We start from the raw sequence: 17800 nt of genomic DNA on the forward strand, positions 1-17800 counted from the left end.
TCATTATTTTAATGCTTTATTTTTTAATAGAAGAGGAAAATTATCAGATTTCCAGCCAACTATTCCGCCATGTAGTACATATATTTCTTCAAATTTTAATTTATATAGATACCGTTTAATTGAATGTGCCAGCACATTATTATCGTGTACAATAATTAATGGATACTGTTTAAACCTGTTTAATTGACAAATATTATTATTTTTAATTTCTTCTATTGAAACATTAATGCTATTTGTTATGTGTCCTGCGTGATAGTCATCTTGACTACGAATATCTATTACTATCGCATTTTTTTTATTTATTAGATAAATTGCTGTATCACGTAATATTTCAGAAGACCCAAATAACCAACTATTAATTGTTGTGTACAACACTGCAATTAACAAAAGTACCCATATAATACTGAGTATTATATGGCGTTGTAAAAATATTGTTATTTCCTGGATGTACATAGATCGCAAATTTTTTGAAAAATAACTCTATATAATATACTAAAATTTATTTATATTCTGCAGTATCATGTAGTTTTTTAATAAAGATAGAAAATTATGAATCATTAAGATATTATCGTAATAATAAATATATTTTATACTTGATGATATAGTATCAAATAAAAATATAAATATCATGAATAAGTATACATACAATAGCTATTGTATCAAAAACACATCATAAAATCATTATATTCTATGTTGAAATAAAAAACTAGTACGTTTTTTTGTAAATAATGTTAATAAATAAATATTATTTATGATATATTTTCATCCTGAGTGGTTTATACATCAGGCAATAACAAATAATTTTTACATTATGTTTTCTGTAATGATTCAGGAAACAGTGTACTCGAAAATTGTAGATTTACTATATGCATATTGCATATAGTAAATAACTTAAAGTAATATATTTTTTCTATTAAATATTAAAACGCTATATTTCATGATGTTGTGTTATATAAAATAATTTAAATTATTATATTAATTATATTTAAGTATACATGTAATTATGTGAGAAAGTATGATTGTGGTCACTGGCGGAGCAGGGTTTATAGGTTGCAATATTATTAAGGCTTTAAATAAAATTGCATACAAAAATATTTTAGTGGTAGATAATTTAAAAAATGGAAAAAAATATAACAATCTGAAAAGTTTGTATATTTCGGACTACATGGATAAAAATTGCTTTATCAAAAATATACTGAATAATCCTGTTAATTCTTATATTAAGGATATAGATGTAGTGTTTCATGAAGGAGCCTGCTCTTCTACTACTGAATGGGATGGCAAGTATATGATGGAGAATAATTATCAATATTCTAAAGATCTATTATTTTATTGTCTTAAAAACAAAATTCCTTTTATATATGCTTCCTCTGCATCAGTGTATGGTAAAGATACCAGAATGCTTCTTCATCCCCAGACATATGAACAACCCATGAATATATACAGTTATTCCAAATTTTTATTTGATCAATATGTGCGTACTATATTACCAAAAGTTGCATCTCAGGTTTGTGGATTAAGATACTTTAATGTTTATGGCCCCTACGAAGCACATAAAGGTAGTATGGCTAGTATAATATTTCAATTATATCAACAAATTACCAGTAAAAAACACCCAACACTATTTATTGGAAGTAAACAGTTAAACAGGGATTTTATATATATTGAAGATATAGTTGATATAAATCTTTGGGCCTGGAATAATAAAATATCTGGAATTTTTGATTGTGGAACAGGTAAATCTAAATCATTTGAGTTCATTGCTAATATCGTGTTAAGTTTTTTTAATCAAAATATAACCATTAAATATATTTCTATGCCAAAAAAAATACGTGATCATTATCAAATATTTACTCAGGCAAATATCTCTCAGTTAAGAACGACAGGTTATTGTAAGGAATTTACTAACCTTAATCAAGGTATATGTCGCTATTTAAATTGGTTGTCATACAACAATGACAATCATTGTAATCATTAAGTAAATAAAATTTTCATTGTGAAAATATTAGTTATTAGTCCTTCATGGATTGGCGATACCGTGATATCACATAGTATGTATCGATTGTTAATTAAGAAATATTGTTCCAATATTAAGATTGATGTTCTTACTCCGATGTGGTGCAAAGATCTGTTCAATCATATGCCTGAAATTAATCAAACATTATTTATTCCTTACGGGCATGGAGTTTTAGAATTATCAAAATGTTACCATCTCGGAAAATTTTTAAAAAATGAGAAATATCAACAAGCGATAATATTACCTAATTCATTTAAATCTGCTTTAATACCATTTTTTGCGGACATTCCGATTCGAACCGGATGGCGTGGAGAAATGAGGTATGGTATATTGAATGATTTGAGAATACTTAAAAAAAAATTATTCCCGTTAATGGTACAACGTTATGCCGCTTTGGTATGTGATTATAATGTTACAAAAAATTGTTATAATTTACCCTATCCGCTGCCGTTACCCCAATTAAGTGTAAATGAAAAAGAAATTGCAGATGTATTATACAAATTTAATTTGTATTGTCACAGAAAATCACTGATTGGTTTATGCCCAGGCGCGGAATTTGGATTAGCTAAAAGTTGGCCTCATTATCATTACATAACATTAGCTATTCGGTTAATTCGTTGTGGATATCATGTAGTAATATTAGGATCCCCTAAAGATCAGCTAATTAATAGATTTATTCAACATAGCATTCTCAAAAATATGAAACAACATTGTAACAATCTTATAGGAATCACATCGTTAGGAGAAGCTATTGCGATTATAGCAGCTTGCACAGGAATTATTAGTAATGATTCTGGTTTAATGCATGTAGCTTGCGCATTGAAACGTCCTGTAATAGGGTTGTATGGGCCTAGTAATCCTAAGTTTACTCCACCTTTATTTTCTCAATCTATTGTGATTCGTCGTATGGCAGGATATTATCCCATACGAAACGGCGATAGTTTATATGGTTATCATAACAGTTTAATAGATATTACTCCAGATCAAGTTTTAAAGGCATTAAAAACATTATTACATTGATCAATCAAAAAGATAATTGTCATGAAGGTTTTAATTATAAAAATTTCTTCTATGGGAGATATTATACATACTCTACCTGCTGTTACTGATGCATCAAATATTGTACCAAATATATTGTTTGATTGGATTGTAGAAGAAACTTTTTCTGACATTCTTAGATGGCATCCGGGAATACATCAAATTATTCCTATAAACCTTAGATTTTGGATAAAAAAATGGTACAAATTGTCTTCGTGGAAGAAATATCGTGAATGTTGCATACAATTAAAAAAAAAATATGACGTAATTATTGACGCTCAAGGTCTATTAAAGACATCATTGTTAGTAACATGTATGACATGTGGTAAAAAACATGGCATGGACTATATGAGTGTACGGGAACCTATGAGTTCTTTATTTTATCATGAACGACATTATTCCAATAAAAATCAACACGCTGTAGAGCGCATCCGACAGCTTTTTTCTCTTAGCTTAAAATATCCTATACCATCTTATATAGGAAAATATAATATTGAACATTTATTTCCACCTCAAAAACATCATACTCCTTATTTAATATTTTTCCATTCTACTACTAAATTTGAAAAACTTTGGACGGAATTAAATTGGAGTATTATTGCTCAATATGCTATCAATGCAGGATATTGTATTAAATTACCTTTTTGGACAAAAAGCGAAGAATTACGTACTAATCGGTTAGCGAGATTACATTGCAACCAAATAATAATATTACCAAAATTAACGCTGCAAGAGATTGCTATCCAAATATCTGGAGCAACAGCTGTAATCTCTGTTGATACTGGACTTAGTCATTTGACAGCAGCGCTCGGTTGTCCTAATATTACATTGTATGGACCAACTAATCCTAAATTGATCGGAACATATGGACAGAACCAAATTGTTTTACGATCTTCAACTAAAAAAATGCAACATTTAACCCCTATACACGTTTGGAAATCATTACAAAAAATTTTAAATTTAAAATATATTTAAAAAATATTTTTTTAAACTTGTTTATATAAACCTTATATTAATTTTAATGCTTTAATTGTAAATTGATATTTTTTATTTGATAACAAAAAATATCAATCCATTAGGAGCAATAATGTTTATATGGTTTAAAAGTAAAGAATTGTATTTCCATAAAAAGAATAATATCTAAAAAATTAGATTGTTTATTGATGAATATCAATATTTTTAAATTAATATCATTTCACATTCAATTATAAATTACTGCAAATTATTAGATCTAATTAATGAATTAATGACTTTTTTAACAAACAGCGCTACAATCTCTTCATCATTCTAGTGCTAGAATATTCTTGCAATCATATTGGTGTAAAAATTGAATATAATTCTCAAATATTAAATTTTTAAATATTTTAATTGTGTGTATTTGTCATTTTAACTATTTAATATTATTTAAGGAAAATTAAAATTTTCAAATAATAATAATAGATATTAATTTCTTGATTAAAAAAATATATTTTTATTATTTTTTATAAATATTACAATTAAAATACGTGATACTGTTAATTTTAGCATTAAAATTTTACTAAAAATTCATTTTTTATGAACAAATTACTGGTTTATACTGTCAATAAAATTATTGACAGTATAAATAAAATAATAAAAGATAATTAAGAATTTAACATAATAAAATGAGTTTACAATCTAATCCGATAAAGTGATTAACATGTATTTTATACATAATTTAATATATAATATCTAAAACTTAATGTAGTAGCTGGTAACTATGCAACAATACTAAAAAATATTATATATGTAGTAATTATGCTTGTTATACTGTGTCAGAAAAGATCTATATAATACAATGAAATAAACAACATTTGAATTATATATTTCATCGTACATAGTTATATGATTATATATATAGATTATTGCTTATAATTTAAAATAAAAATATAAAATATATTTAACATAGAAAAAATAAATTCCTAAAAATATTTAAAAGTTACAGAAATAAAATCGTTTTTAACATAATTTTATTCTGAATAAGTAGTCCGTGTGTCTATCATTACGTTACGATGGAAATAGATAAATATGCGATAAAATCAAAAAATAAAATACATATATCATGTTTAATCTTATTGTTTAATTTTTAAAAATATTATTTGTATTATGAATTAAAATTATTATTCAATATTAAAAATAATTATATACATAGTACGTATATATTTTTATAAGTTTGAATAAATAAATTTTTTTAAAATATAAAATAGTAAAAAAGTAATTGAAATTATTTTCAAGCAACTTGTAATAAATTTTATTTATACTAACAAAACTATAAGATTGCAAATTTGGGAATATTCTAGTGTCAATGACAATTAAGTAATGAATTTTAAATTAAATCCAACATATAATTGATGTTAATACAAATTATTAATGTAAAAATAATATTTATATATTAAATGTGTTTATTTGGATGATTAATTTACATTTTAGTTGTATAAAAATTAATCAGATTTTATAGATTATATAATTTATTTATTATAAATATCATCTTTATAAATATTATCTAATAACTAATTATTGTCATACTTAACAAATCATTTGAATTATTCAAAAAATATTAAACCAGTAATTAACGATTGTATCGTTTACAATACAATGTTTATTTTTTCAAAAATATTTATAAAAATTCATTATTTTTTAATTTAAAGTAAAAATATTTCATCAACATAGTTGTTAACAACTAGCAAGAAACATAGATAGTTTTCCAGATAAATTGTTTTTTAAAATTTATATAGGTATTGATTATTAAAATATATTATATAAAAAATAGCGATATTGATATATAGTTTAAATACATATAAAATAATTAAATCAGTAATTATGAATATAAATAACTGATTACTTTAGGATATGATATGTTTATAATGTACATTACAATATATAATATTATAATGTATATTGCTCAACCTATAATATGGATACGATTATTATGGCGCAGCAGACGATCGCCATCGTATCGTAAATGTTGGTTGGAACGCTACGGATTTTATAGAAAATCTATCCAATCTGATGGAATCATTTTACATGCTGTGTCCTTAGGAGAAACATTAGCAGCTATCCCCCTGATACGTGCTTTGCAGCAGCGTTACCCAAAAATAACAATCACATTAACTGCGATGACTCCTACAGGCATAGAATTGGCGCGCTCTAAATTTAGTCATAATACGCACTGCAGTTATTTACCTTATGATTTACCTGGTGCTATGAAACGATTTATTAATCAAGTTAAGCCGCGATTAGTTATTGCTATGGAAACTGAACTATGGCCAAATCTCATAAATATATTATATCAACGCAAGATTCCTTTCATTATTGCTAACGCTCGGTTATCATATCGCTCTTTTACAGGATATAATAGATTTAGTTATTTTATTTCATTGATTATGAAACGTATTACTTTAATTGCTGCTCAAAATAAAGAAGACGCTTCTCGATTTCTTAAATTAGGGTTAAAAAAAAATCAATTATTTATCACAGGTAATTTAAAATATGATATTGAAATGAACCAAGATTTATTAAATAAAATTTCATTTTTAAAAAAAAATTGGATTAAAAAACGACAGGTGTGGATAGCTAGTAGTACTCATTCAGGAGAAGAGATATTATTATTACAAGCACATAAACATCTCTTGACAAGGTTTCCTAGTTTACTAATGATTTTAGCTCCACGTCACCCAGAACGTTTTATTAGTGTTAAAAACATTACTGAACAATCCGGATTGTCTTATATCATGAGAAGTAATGGGGTTGCTCCATCTCAAGAAACACAAGTAATTATTAATGATACTATAGGAGAATTAATGTTACTATACGGTGTTTCAGATATAGCATTTATTGGAGGTAGTTTAGTAAAACATGGAGGACATAATCCGTTGGAGCCAGCTGCACATTCTATTCCATTGATCATGGGACCGTATACTTTTAATTTTAATGATATTTGCATTAAATTATGTAAATCAAATGGATTAATTACAGTAACTGATACAGAATCCTTAGTAAGGGCTGTTGCTATGTTGCTGGTAAATCAACAGTGTCGTGTGAACTATGGTCATAGAGCCATCAAAGTACTGCAGCATAATCAAGGAGCACTAAAGCAATTATTGGGTTTGTTAGATAGTTATTTATTAGTTCCAAAATAACTTTTCATATGATATTTTGTAATGGTTATAAATTAATATAACAGTTGTTATTAAATATTCATATATTTACAAGTGAATTTTTATCAGATTAACTATAACCCCAAATTAGACTAAAAACTGCAATATCTAAAAATATGTTGTTGTATGTAACATATTGAATGAATCATGGCTGTTATTAAAGAATAATTTTAATGAAAATATAATTTTTCTTTTTCATATAATCAAAAAGATGTTTATCGTGATTTTTATGAATTTATATATAAACAAATATTTAATATAAGGTTATTTATATTTTTAGGGAGAGATGTATAATTACAAAGATTTTTAATTAATGTAGAAAATGGCCAAAATGCTTAAAATTTTTATTTTGATGTTACAGATATAGGTATTACTGAAGATGGTTATTTAATTTTCTTAAGTGTTATTGCAGCCAATAGTCGTCGTATTTTTATTATTAAAATAAATATTTTATTAAATGTTAATAAAAAATATTTTTGATACATGGAAATATAAGTACGAAACAATTTAATTTATAAAAATATTTTGACAATTTATTTATGTTCACGTCAAACTTTCTAATGCGATTATTTAATAAGTTGAACATTCTATATTTTCACTAAAAACTATATCTTCATATAAATAAAATGTAGTTTAGCATATTTGAAATATATATACATATGTTATAGTCTCTTTATTTTCGCAAAAACATAAATTTTATTCAATATATCATGACAATTCAGGCTATGTATCCAGGGACTTTTGATCCATTAACTTATGGGCATTTGGATATAATTATTAGAGCACATAAAATTTTTGATAAAATATTTTTAGCGGTAGCTGAAAATTCACAAAAACATCCTTTGTTTAGTCTTGAAGAACGTGTAATATTTGCAAAGCAAGCAACTGCAATGTTAGATTATGTAACAGTGTTTGGGTTTAATGACCTCACTATAAACGTGATGAAAAAAAAACAAGTGAATATTTTAATTCGTGGGCTCAGAACTAGATCAGACTTTGAATATGAAATACAACTTGCAAAAATTAATAATTACTGCTCGAATGAAGTAGAAACTATATTTATGATATCTACGGATATATGGGCATGTCTTTCTTCTAAATTAGTGAAAGAAATTGCTCAATATGGAGGGAGAATAGATCGTTTTATACCTAATTTTATCGCTGAGAAGGTTATTGAAAAACTACGCAATACTGAGAAAAAAAACAAAAACATTTCGTTTCTTTAAAAAAGAAAAAATGCGAAAATTTGAAGCGCTATACGTATAGATTATATATTTTTATGTTGATACTGTATAAAAATATATAAACACAAACTGATAATATAAACTGAGCAGCATAGTGTTTTAGATATTTAAACTAAATAAACCCTCCTACAGCTCAATATGTATTGAGCTGTAGGAGGGTTTATAATATACCGTATACCGTTGAATTTGCAGTCTTATCTTTATTTAACTATTCTTACTTTCTATATATATTACATGTTTTCGTGCAAAAGGATCAAATTTTTTTAATGTCATTTTTTCAGAGCTAGTACGTTTGTTTTTTGTGGTGCTATAGAAATGCCCATTCTTAGAAGAAGAAAATAAACGGATTGTTTCTCGTTTTTCTTTAGCCATTACATTATTCCCGATGAGTATTATTTATTTTTTAGGATATATTTTGGTGAAAAAATATTCAATGCCAAACTTATCAATCAATCTTATCCCCTTAGTAGATAATCGTAACGCAACGAAACGTTTTTTACTTGCCACCCAGAAACGATGAGAATGAATATTAGGTGCAAACCAACGCTTCGCTGCGTTCATTGCGTGAGAACGTTTGTTTCCGCTCATAGGACGTTTTCCGGTAACTTGACACACACGTGCCATATGATCTCCTCTAATTTTTATTAGAACAATTATTTATAACCAAAACAATAAAAACAATTTATTATTTATTCCTATTTTTTATCTATGAGATTTAAAATTATTTAAAACACCTAATATAAGATTTCCAAATATATTATAATTGTTATTTGTTATTTTATTTTTTACTATTAAGCACAATAAAATTAAGCAATTTCAAATATTTACATAGCACCAATATATCTAAATATAGTAAATTTAAGTCATTAAATTTTTTATTTTTATTATTATTTATATATGTTCCTATGCATGTTTACTCTATACATAATAAACTGAGATATATTATATGAGATTTTTATGCTGAACACAATATAATTGCAGATTTTCTGAAACCCAATATCATGTGAAGATGATTTTAATTTTATTTATACTAACAAAAACTAATAGTTTTTGTTAGTATAAATAAAATTAAAATCATCTTCAATATCATGTGAAATATAATATGACGGGATTAATTAATAAACATATCATATTAGGAGTAAGCGGTGGTATCGCAGCATATAAAACTATAGATCTTGTACGATGTTTAAAAGAACAAGGTTCAGAAGTGAGAGTGATAATGACAAAATCTGCAAAAAAATTTGTTACCCCCTTAAGTTTACAAACAATATCGTGTCATCCAGTTTTGGATAATTTTCTTACCCCTCAAATAGAAACCACAATGCCTCACATAAAATTAGCTAAATGGGCTGATTTAGTTTTACTTGCTCCGGCTACAGCCAATTTATTAGCTAGATTATCTGTAGGATTAGCTAATGATTTATTATGTAGTTTATGTTTAGCTACAACAGCTCCTATTGCTGTAGCTCCATCTATGAATCAACAAATGTATAAAGCTATTGCAACTCAAACAAATTTAGATATTCTACGAAAAAGAGGAGTTTTAATATGGGGCCCGGATTACGGATGTCAAGCTTGTAATGATATTGGTTATGGACGCATGACGGATCCCAAAGTACTTTCTGAATACGTAAAACATTACTTTTCTCATGATAGTTCTTTAAGTCATCTTAATATCATGATTACTGCTGGTCCTACTCACGAAGCCTTAGATCCCGTTCGTTTTTTTACTAATTATAGTTCAGGAAAAATGGGATTTGCTATCGCTCAAGCCGCTGCAGATAAAGGAGCAAAAGTTACATTAATTACAGGTCCGGTGAATTTACGTACTCCTATTCGAGTGCAACGTATTAATGTTATTTCCGCTTTAGACATGCAAGAAGCAGTTATGCGAGACATTAGTAATCAACAAATTTTTATCGGCTGTGCCGCGGTATCAGATTACCGCATTTGTCATGTTTCTCTTGACAAGATTAAAAAGAATAAAAATACTTTAAAAATAATTATGGTTAAGAACCCCGATATTGTGGCGAAAGTAGGGTCGTTAATTGAAAACCGTCCTTATGTCGTTGGATTTGCCGCTGAAACTAATAATATACAAAAATATGCTCAAGATAAACGTATTAGTAAACATTTAGATTTAATTTGTGCTAATAATATTTCTAGTATGAACCAAGGATTCAATAGTGATAATAATGCTTTATATTTATTTTGGAATAAAGGAAGTGTTATATTGCCTTTAAGAAAAAAAAAATTATTAGCACAACAACTTATTAACGAAATTATTGATCGTTATAATGAAAATAATTAATGTTAAAATTATTGATAATCGAATTTATAAACATTTTTATTTACCAAAATATGCTACGTTAGGATCTGCTGGATTAGATTTATCAGCTTGCTTAGATAAACCTTTGACCATTTATCCCGGGAAAACTCATTTAATTTCTACCGGTATTGCGATACATATTTCCGATACAAAGATAGCAGGTGTTATTTTGCCTCGATCAGGTTTGGGACACAAGTATGGTATTGTCTTGGGAAATTTGGTGGGGCTAATTGATTCAGATTATCAAGGAGAATTGATAGTGTCTTTATGGAATCGTGGACCAAAAAAGTATATTGTATATCCTGGAAAACGAATAGCACAATTAGTTTTTATGCCAATAATTCAAGTTAGGTTTTCTATAGTTAAATCATTTATACCTACTGGACGGGGACCACATGGTTTTGGGCATTCGATGTAAAATATTGTTAATTACACATTAATAAATATGTAATGCGTATTTTCAAATTATCAATGTATATAATTTTGTTATATATATCATTAAGATAATAATATTAAATTAAATATATTAATGGTGGTATATATACTAAATAATATTGATCGCTATATAGTAATAACTATTGGTTTATCAATTTTATTGATATAAATTTCAAATGATTGTTTATTTTTAAAATAATTTTTTAATATTTTATTATATTTAATTATTAACAAATGAGTTATATAAAATATGCATGAGGGAAATAAATTCACTATAAATTCATAAATTATTTTATAATAAAAAATATTTTTAATAATAAATATAATAAAATTATTTAACATTTATATATGTCGTATACCAAACTTTTATTTTATATACTTTAAACATAATATGTTTAAAGTATATTTTTACTATGCTATTTCACTAAATAATAACAAATTAATTATTTTATAGATAAAATTGAACGTGTTATTGTAATGATTTATATATTTTTAATATAAACAATAATTTTAATAAATTATTATCAATTGTAATGTTGTGCATACTACTATTTATTTAATTATAAAATTTTATGGGCATTAAAAAATTCTGATTTTTTTTTAAAAATTATATTGATGTATATAAATTAATTAAAAAATGCATGACAGAATAGAATTCTGGCAACCTTAAAGTTTATTTTTGTACATATTAACGAAATTTAGGTAATTGTTATGATTCATAGTATGACAGCTTTCTCAAGACATGAAGTAAAATATACATGGGGTAATGTTACCTGGGAAATTTGTTCTTTAAATCAACGTTATTTAGATATTCATATCGATTTACCTAAATATCTTTGTGATTTGTCATGGGTAATTCGTAAAAATATTAAAGATGCTATTATTAGAGGAAGAATAGAATGCACTTTACATATCAAAATAAATAACAATTGCGATAATAACACAGAGTCACTTACTGTTAATAAACAATTGGTGCATGATCTTGTGTTATACGCAAAATGGGTAAAAACATTAACTAATGAAGGTGAAATTAACCCGATAGATATTTTATCTTGGCCAGGAGTAATAACGTATAAACAAAATAATTTAAATAATATAAATAATGTTCATTCCGAATTATTAATATGTTTTAAAGAAACATTACATAATTTGATACAAAATAGAAAAAGAGAAGGTATTTTTTTAAAAAATAAAATTATAGAACGATTACATCTAATGTACGCTGAATTAAACAAAATTCATCAACATATCCCTAATGTATTAGAATACAAACGCAAAACACTCTTGGAACAAATGAAAGATGTTTGCATTTATTCTGACTCAATACGATTGGAACAAGAATTATTAATAATAGCTCAAAAAATTGATATTTCAGAAGAAGTAGATCGTCTAATTATTCATATCAAAGAGATGCATCGTATTCTCGATGGGGACGGGGCTGTTGGTAGAAAACTAGATTTTGTAATACAAGAACTACATAGAGAGGCTAACACATTAACTTCTAAATCTATAAATTCTTATATTACTCAATTAGCAATTTCCTTAAAAATACTTATTGAACAGATACGCGAGCAAACGCAGAACATTGAGTAAATATAATCAGAGTACCTACCTATAAAATATAAAATCTTTTCATATTTAAAATCTATATCAGTCATATAACCTGCTAATTTTATAATTATTAATTATATTGTGACCTTACCAAACAATGTTTCATTTTAATTAACTAATCTAATTAAACAATAAATAATATTGAACACTGAAATTTAATATACTTAAACTTTAATTGCAGCGACATGTGTATATAAACAATAACTATTATATACGTGTGCATACACAAAGTAGATTCATTTATTAAAAAATTAGGTTTTAATATTATTATTTTTAATAAAAGTTTTTAATATAATTTAGCACTCAAATTCATTTTATTTGAGTGCTATATAAATTTATATAGTTAATATTTTACTATAAATTAACTGATATACATCCTTTAATATTATTATTTTTATAAATACATGTAAATTTAAACGAGAATATATGATTCAATAAAAAATATTATTTAATATAAATATATAATTTTTTATTTTTATTTTCATAAAAATATAAAATATTATTTTATATTTTATAATAAAATTGTTGTATTTCTGATTTAAATCTGTTTACTTACAGATATATAGAATTTTAAGATTAAAAATAAATCATAAAATATAAAAAATTATTTTTTAACAAAACTATAAGAAGTTTTATTTTTCAGATAGTCATATTTCAAATTTAAAAAAACTCCGATAAAATATAAATAATAAAACAACACAAATTAAATATTAGAATATATATATTCTGAACTAATAATGTCTGCTCTTTTTTAATAAAACCAAAATATTAATTTAGTAAAATTACAATAAATTAGGAGGTATACACTACAATAGTTAATTAAAAAGATAATTGATTGTCAGATATAAATAATTGTCTGAAAAGTTATTATTCTCAATAAACAATACTTCAAAATAATAATTACTATTTTTAGACTATTATTAACTGATACTGCCAAATACAGTCCTATTATCATTATTGATTCAATATAGAGACAAATAATTATGAATAGATTAACAGACATTTCAAACATGGTAGAATCCTTATCTCGTATTTATCATCGTTTACGCAAAGAAATAAATGGTCAATTAATTAATGAAGGTCTTTCAATGTCTAAAATGAAAATCTTGCATCTTATTACTACCGGAAAAACCAGTGCAACAGACATTAAAAATTATATGGGGTTTTCATCAAGAACTGTTGTAACAGTTCTTGATGCATTAGAAAAAGATGAAATGTTACGCCGACAACAAAGTCTGACAGATCGTAGAGTAAAATACGTTTATATTACAGAAAAAGGACGCGATAAATTACGTGTTGCTGAAGATACACATAACATCATTTTAGATCGTATATTTTCCCTTTTGTCTGATGTACAGCTTAAAAGCTTTAGAGAAGTATGTAATTTACTTGAAATACAACAAAAAAATAATATGGTAAAATAACAATATGACATACACGCATACTGCGCTATAGATTTTCATTAACATAAATAAGGTCCTCGGTGAAATTAATAATTTTAGTAATTTGATAGTAACAATGTATACTTTAATGTAATTAAATTACAAAATGTTTTATTGAGGATCTTCTATTAAAACAATCTTAATATATCTATGCAAATAATAATGTTTAACATGAATTAGAACCAAATATATAATTATTCACGACATAAGTATTATGTACGAACGTAATTTATTTTTATAAATATTAGTTATTTATGCAATCAAATATGTATTTGATCATTTTATGATGAAAAATTCAGGAATATTGTGTATTATATCCGCTCCTAGTGGGACAGGAAAATCTACGTTAATTCATACTGTGATACAATGTGATTACTTTGTTTATCAAACTAAACTATCTATTTCCTATACCACACGTATCAAAAGACCTGGAGAAATACACGGAAAAGATTATTATTTTATTTCAAAAAAAGAATTTAAATATATGATCGATAAAAATATGTTTTTTGAATATGCGATGATTTTTAATCATTATTATGGTACCGCAAAAACTGATATTGAAACGATGTTAAATGCTGGTATACATATTGTGCTGAATATTGACTGGAAAGGAGCCCAACAAATTCGCAGTAAAATATCAAAAAATATCTATACTATTTTTATTTTGCCTCCATCAAGGAAAGAATTAGCACGTCGATTGTATCTAAGAGGAGAAGACACAGAAAAAGTGATTGTCACACGCATTGGCCAAGCAATGGATGAAATTAGCCATTTTAAAGAATATGATTATATTATCATAAACGATAATTTTAACATTGCTTTGACGCATTTACAGTCAATTATGTTATCCGAGCAATTGCGAATAGCGCATCAAAAAATACGCTACGCAACATTAATCAATCATTTGTTATTGCCAGATATATAAATAATAAATTAATATAAATACATGAATATATATATGTGTTTACGATCAATATGAATTTAAACTAATAAATAAAATCCACATACACGGTAAGTGAAAATGGCACGTATAACTGTACAGGATGCAGTAGAAAAAGTTGGTAATATATTTGATTTAATATTAGTTGCCGCGCGACGTGCACGGCAAATGCAAATTGGTGGGAAAGAAACATTAATTACGAAAAATAATAATGATAAATATACCGTGCTTGCTCTCAGAGAAATAGAAGAAGACTTAATTACTAAAAAATAAATACCAACTATATATTGCTATAAAAACATTAATATTGCTTAAGCCATGAAATTGATATGCAGGAAAAACGGTCTCTTTAGCATAGTAGAAATTAAAAAATTTATTAAAATTGAAGATTGTTACATTGTTCTGATGCAAATTTTTAGTATTGATATAATGTGTATAATTTCTTATTTATAGAGCAACAGTCTACCACAAATAGTATATTGTATAAGTCCTAAAACTGTTTTTAATGTTGCTAATGATACTTATAATGTAAGTGCATTTTTCATGATATACATCAACAAAATAACAACTCGTATAAAATTATTAATTTTTTAAATTCATATACAAATGTGTATGTGCAATTACATTTCATAGTATTTATGCTGTATATAATACAAAATATAGCACGATTAACTTTATGATATTTTATCTATGTTGCATTAAAAATAATTAAAAAATGATTAATAGTAATTATGCATACAAGTATTATTTGTTTTTATTACATTAGATTATTTATTAAAATAATAGTAATATAATACGTAAATGTTATTTTTAAAAAATTAAATTTTTAATAAAGGATCAACAGATCTGATTCAATACATTGCATGTATATGCAACATTGGTAATCATGTCAATGCAAATATTTTAATTAAATAAAGTTTTAAAAAATGTTGATCATAAAATCCTTATAGATAGTATTTTATAGCGCATGATTTTAGCAATATTATCATCGTATAATATAATAACTGAGAGTATAAATATGACAAATATTGAAAATATTTTTTCTATTATCAACGAAAATCAAATAAAATTTGTTGATTTACGTTTTACTGATACAAAAGGAAAAGAACAACACATTACTATCCCTAAGACACAGGTTAATGATCATTTATTTAAACATGGAAAAATTTTTGATGGGTCCTCCATTAAAGGATGGAAAGATGTTAGCCAATCAGACATGATATTAATGCCTGATCTTACTAGTTTTGTGATAGATCCATTTTATGAAGATGCTACAATAATTATTCGTTGCGATATCATTGATCCTAGTACTATGAAAAATTATGATAGAGATCCACGGTCTATAGCTAAACGAGCAGAAATGTTTTTGTATAATTCTGGTATTGCCGATATTGTTATGTTTGGTCCTGAACCAGAATTTTTTTTATTTGACAGTATTCATTTTGCAACAACAATATCAGGATCGTATGTAATCGTCGACGATCAGGAATCATCATGGAACAGTGGTAAATTTTATAAAGATGGGAATAAAGGTCATCGTCCTAGAATAAAGAGTGGATATGCCCCGGTGCCCCCAATAGATTCTTCTCAAAACTTAAGATCTACCATGTCATTAACAATGGAAAAAATGGGATTGATTGTAGAGGCTCATCATCATGAAGTTGCAACATCGGGTCAAAATGAAATAGCAACTCGATTTAATACTCTTACTAAAAAAGCTGATGAAATACAAATATATAAATATGTAGTACACAATGTCGCTCATAATTCTGGGAAAACTGCAACTTTTATGCCTAAACCCATTATAAATGATAATGGGTCAGGCATGCATTGCCATATATCCTTACATAAAAAAGATACTAATTTATTTTCAGGTCTTCAATATGGCAACCTTTCTGATATTGCTTTATTTTATATTGGTGGTATTTTGCGTCACGCTAAAGCATTAAATGCTATAACCAATCCAACTACTAATTCGTATAAACGTTTAGTTCCAAATTATGAAGCTCCAGTAATGTTGACTTATTCTTCTTGTAATCGTTCTAGCGCGATTCGCATTCCATCATCTCTAGAAAAATCAAAAAACGACGCAGCATGTCGTGTTGAAGTCCGTTTTCCTGATCCTTCTGCTAATCCTTATCTAGCGTTTTCTGCATTGCTTATGGCCGGATTAGATGGCATTATCAATAAAATTCATCCTGGAGATCCTATTGATAAAAACTTATATACTATTTCTGAAAAAGAAGCATTAGCCATACCGCACATGGCTAAATCTCTTGACGAAGCATTAAAATCTTTATCTGAAGATCATAAATTTTTAACCCGAGGCAACGTCTTCACCCGAGAGTATATTAATACATATATTTTATTGTGTCAAAAAGACAGTAAATTAGTATCTACTACGCCACATCCTGTAGAATTTGATCTATATTATAGTGTTTAAAAACAATTTTTTGTAAAATATGTAAAAATACGTATATAACAATATTATTGTTGATTATGATAATTCAAAAAATTTTATTAAGAATAAAAGCAATTTGTTTTTTGTTTATATAAAACGAGTTGTTGT

At 25.9% G+C, this 17800-nt stretch carries 14 protein-coding genes and 1 pseudogene; 12 read left to right on the forward strand and 3 right to left on the reverse strand.

Going from position 1 to position 17800, the window contains the following annotated elements; all coding sequences use genetic code 11:
* Positions 1-3: 3 nt before the first annotated feature.
* Positions 4-453, reverse strand: coding sequence for a rhodanese-like domain-containing protein (locus tag BCHRO640_RS03120; RefSeq protein ID WP_015344837.1), 450 nt, complete (start codon positions 451-453; stop codon positions 4-6).
* Between the two features lie 562 nt (positions 454-1015).
* On the opposite strand from BCHRO640_RS03120, the gene rfaD reads away from it, so the two are divergent.
* The 5 genes from rfaD to coaD all read left to right on the forward strand — a co-directional run bounded on the left by rfaD (position 1016) and on the right by coaD (position 8456).
* Positions 1016-1978, forward strand: coding sequence for an ADP-glyceromanno-heptose 6-epimerase (gene rfaD / locus BCHRO640_RS03125; RefSeq protein WP_015344838.1), 963 nt, complete (start codon positions 1016-1018; stop codon positions 1976-1978).
* A gap of 18 nt (positions 1979-1996) precedes the next feature.
* Positions 1997-3037, forward strand: coding sequence for a lipopolysaccharide heptosyltransferase II (gene waaF, locus BCHRO640_RS03130; RefSeq protein ID WP_015344839.1), 1041 nt, complete (start codon positions 1997-1999; stop codon positions 3035-3037).
* A 21-nt stretch (positions 3038-3058) separates the two neighbouring features.
* Positions 3059-4030 carry a lipopolysaccharide heptosyltransferase I gene (gene waaC, locus BCHRO640_RS03135; RefSeq protein WP_015344840.1) on the forward strand — a complete coding sequence of 324 codons (972 nt, stop codon included), beginning with the start codon at positions 3059-3061 and terminating at the stop codon, positions 4028-4030.
* 1907 nt (positions 4031-5937) lie between these two features.
* Entirely contained in the window at positions 5938-7212 is a 1275-nt protein-coding gene (gene waaA, locus BCHRO640_RS03140; RefSeq protein ID WP_015344841.1) for a lipid IV(A) 3-deoxy-D-manno-octulosonic acid transferase, read from the forward strand.
* Positions 7213-7940: 728 nt separating this feature from the next.
* A complete protein-coding gene (gene coaD / locus BCHRO640_RS03145) occupies positions 7941-8456 on the forward strand; it encodes a pantetheine-phosphate adenylyltransferase (protein WP_015344842.1) in 516 nt (171 codons plus the stop codon).
* A gap of 222 nt (positions 8457-8678) precedes the next feature.
* On the opposite strand, the gene rpmG is transcribed toward coaD, so the two are convergent.
* The gene (gene rpmG / locus BCHRO640_RS03150) at positions 8679-8846 is read right to left on the reverse strand and encodes a 50S ribosomal protein L33 (protein WP_011283144.1); all 168 of its coding nucleotides are present in this window, start codon (positions 8844-8846) and stop codon (positions 8679-8681) included.
* A gap of 24 nt (positions 8847-8870) precedes the next feature.
* Positions 8871-9098 (reverse strand): 50S ribosomal protein L28, encoded by a 228-nt coding sequence (gene rpmB / locus BCHRO640_RS03155; protein WP_015344843.1) that lies wholly within the window; start codon positions 9096-9098, stop codon positions 8871-8873.
* Positions 9099-9576: 478 nt separating this feature from the next.
* Between rpmB and coaBC the strand changes: the two genes are divergently transcribed.
* The 7 genes and pseudogenes from coaBC (at position 9577) to glnA (ending at position 17674) form a co-directional block, all read left to right on the forward strand.
* Positions 9577-10785, forward strand: coding sequence for a bifunctional phosphopantothenoylcysteine decarboxylase/phosphopantothenate--cysteine ligase CoaBC (coaBC, locus tag BCHRO640_RS03160; protein WP_015344844.1), 1209 nt, complete (start codon positions 9577-9579; stop codon positions 10783-10785).
* Positions 10769-11221 (forward strand): dUTP diphosphatase, encoded by a 453-nt coding sequence (gene dut / locus BCHRO640_RS03165; protein ID WP_236608120.1) that lies wholly within the window; start codon positions 10769-10771, stop codon positions 11219-11221. Before coaBC ends, dut begins: the two co-directional genes overlap by 17 nt.
* Before the next feature lie 728 nt (positions 11222-11949).
* On the forward strand, positions 11950-12831 hold the full coding sequence (locus tag BCHRO640_RS03175) for a YicC/YloC family endoribonuclease (protein WP_015344846.1): 882 nt from the start codon (positions 11950-11952) through the stop codon (positions 12829-12831).
* Between the two features lie 1001 nt (positions 12832-13832).
* A complete protein-coding gene (locus BCHRO640_RS03180; RefSeq protein ID WP_015344847.1) occupies positions 13833-14273 on the forward strand; it encodes a MarR family winged helix-turn-helix transcriptional regulator in 441 nt (146 codons plus the stop codon).
* 301 nt (positions 14274-14574) lie between these two features.
* Positions 14575-15216 carry a guanylate kinase gene (gene gmk, locus BCHRO640_RS03185; RefSeq protein WP_015344848.1) on the forward strand — a complete coding sequence of 214 codons (642 nt, stop codon included), beginning with the start codon at positions 14575-14577 and terminating at the stop codon, positions 15214-15216.
* A 96-nt stretch (positions 15217-15312) separates the two neighbouring features.
* A pseudogene (gene rpoZ, locus BCHRO640_RS03190) lies at positions 15313-15501 on the forward strand (DNA-directed RNA polymerase subunit omega); the annotation flags it as partial.
* A 748-nt stretch (positions 15502-16249) separates the two neighbouring features.
* Positions 16250-17674, forward strand: a complete 1425-nt coding sequence (gene glnA / locus BCHRO640_RS03195; protein ID WP_015344849.1) for a type I glutamate--ammonia ligase — start codon at positions 16250-16252, stop codon at positions 17672-17674.
* The last annotated feature ends 126 nt before the right edge of the window (positions 17675-17800 follow it).

Origin of the sequence: Candidatus Blochmanniella chromaiodes str. 640 (assembly GCF_000331065.1) — a bacterium.
GTDB lineage: Bacteria > Pseudomonadota > Gammaproteobacteria > Enterobacterales > Enterobacteriaceae > Blochmanniella > Blochmanniella pennsylvanica.

Excerpts from the sequence above, each read along its gene's own strand:
- BCHRO640_RS03120 (WP_015344837.1), bottom strand. The coding sequence starts at position 453 with ATGTACATCCAGGAAATAACAATATTTTTACAACGCCATATAATACTC.
- rfaD (WP_015344838.1), top strand. The coding sequence starts at position 1,016 with ATGATTGTGGTCACTGGCGGAGCAGGGTTTATAGGTTGCAATATTATT.
- waaC (WP_015344840.1), top strand. The coding sequence starts at position 3,059 with ATGAAGGTTTTAATTATAAAAATTTCTTCTATGGGAGATATTATACAT.
- waaA (WP_015344841.1), top strand. The coding sequence starts at position 5,938 with ATGTACATTACAATATATAATATTATAATGTATATTGCTCAACCTATA.
- coaD (WP_015344842.1), top strand. The coding sequence starts at position 7,941 with ATGACAATTCAGGCTATGTATCCAGGGACTTTTGATCCATTAACTTAT.
- rpmG (WP_011283144.1), bottom strand. The coding sequence starts at position 8,846 with ATGGCTAAAGAAAAACGAGAAACAATCCGTTTATTTTCTTCTTCTAAG.
- rpmB (WP_015344843.1), bottom strand. The coding sequence starts at position 9,098 with ATGGCACGTGTGTGTCAAGTTACCGGAAAACGTCCTATGAGCGGAAAC.
- coaBC (WP_015344844.1), top strand. The coding sequence starts at position 9,577 with ATGACGGGATTAATTAATAAACATATCATATTAGGAGTAAGCGGTGGT.
- BCHRO640_RS03175 (WP_015344846.1), top strand. The coding sequence starts at position 11,950 with ATGATTCATAGTATGACAGCTTTCTCAAGACATGAAGTAAAATATACA.
- BCHRO640_RS03180 (WP_015344847.1), top strand. The coding sequence starts at position 13,833 with ATGAATAGATTAACAGACATTTCAAACATGGTAGAATCCTTATCTCGT.
- gmk (WP_015344848.1), top strand. The coding sequence starts at position 14,575 with ATGATGAAAAATTCAGGAATATTGTGTATTATATCCGCTCCTAGTGGG.
- glnA (WP_015344849.1), top strand. The coding sequence starts at position 16,250 with ATGACAAATATTGAAAATATTTTTTCTATTATCAACGAAAATCAAATA.